This window comes from [Phormidium] sp. LEGE 05292 (genome assembly GCF_015207735.1).
Lineage (GTDB): Bacteria > Cyanobacteriota > Cyanobacteriia > Cyanobacteriales > Aerosakkonemataceae > Floridanema.
Map to the genome: position 1 here is coordinate 1 of NZ_JADEWG010000349.1, position 1,061 is coordinate 1,061.

Consider the following 1,061-nt stretch of genomic DNA (forward strand, 5'->3'; position numbering starts at 1 on the left):
TTACAGAGCATTACCACGAGGGAGAACTTCTTCAGGGAAGACAAAACGCTCATGGGGTTGGTCAGCAGGAGCCATCCAAGCCCGCAGACCTTCGTTCAAGAGAATGTTCTTCGTATAGAAGGTTTCAAACTCTGGGTCTTCCGCCGCACGTAACTCTTGGGATACGAAGTCGTAAGCCCGTAAGTTCAGTGCTAAACCGACAATCCCTACTGAACTCATCCACAAGCCTGTGACTGGGACGAATAACATGAAGAAGTGTAACCAACGTTTGTTAGAAAACGCAATCCCGAAGATTTGCGACCAGAAACGGTTGGCTGTCACCATAGAATAGGTTTCTTCGGCTTGGGTGGGGTTGAAGGCGCGGAAGGTGTTGGAACTTTCGCCGTCTTCAAACAGTGTGTTTTCTACTGTCGCGCCGTGAATGGCACAGAGTAAGGCTCCACCGAGTACGCCTGCTACTCCCATCATGTGGAAGGGGTTGAGTGTCCAGTTGTGGAATCCTTGCAGGAATAGGATGAAGCGGAAAATTGCCGCGACTCCGAAACTGGGTGCGAAGAACCATGAGGATTGTCCCAAGGGGTACATCAGGAACACGCTGACGAATACCGAAATTGGTGCGGAAAAGGCGATCGCATTGTATGGACGAATCCCCACTAACCGCGCAATTTCAAATTGCCGCAACATGAACCCGATTAATCCGAAAGCTCCGTGTAGAGCTACGAACGGCCATAATCCGCCCATTTGACACCAACGGGTGAAGTTCCATTGGGCTTCCGGTCCCCACAAGAACAACAGGGAGTGTCCCATGCTGTCGGCGGGGCTGGATACGGCTACTGTTAAGAAGTTGCAGCCTTCTAGGTACGATGAGGCTAGGCCGTGTGTGTACCAGGAGGTGACGAAGGTGGTTCCGGTGAGCCATCCGCCTAGTGCTAGGTATGCACAGGGGAATAGCAGTATTCCAGACCAACCGATGAATACGAACCGATCGCGCTTGAGCCAGTCGTCGAGGACATCAAACCATCCTCTTTCTGCTGGGGCGCGTCCGACTGCTATGGTCATTT

General features: G+C 52.0%; 1 protein-coding gene. It reads right to left on the reverse strand.

Going from position 1 to position 1,061, the window contains the following annotated elements; genetic code table 11:
* Positions 1-1,059 (reverse strand): photosystem II D2 protein (photosystem q(a) protein), encoded by a 1,059-nt coding sequence (gene psbD, locus IQ264_RS32525; protein WP_193986931.1) that lies wholly within the window; start codon positions 1,057-1,059, stop codon positions 1-3.
* Positions 1,060-1,061 lie beyond the last annotated feature (2 nt).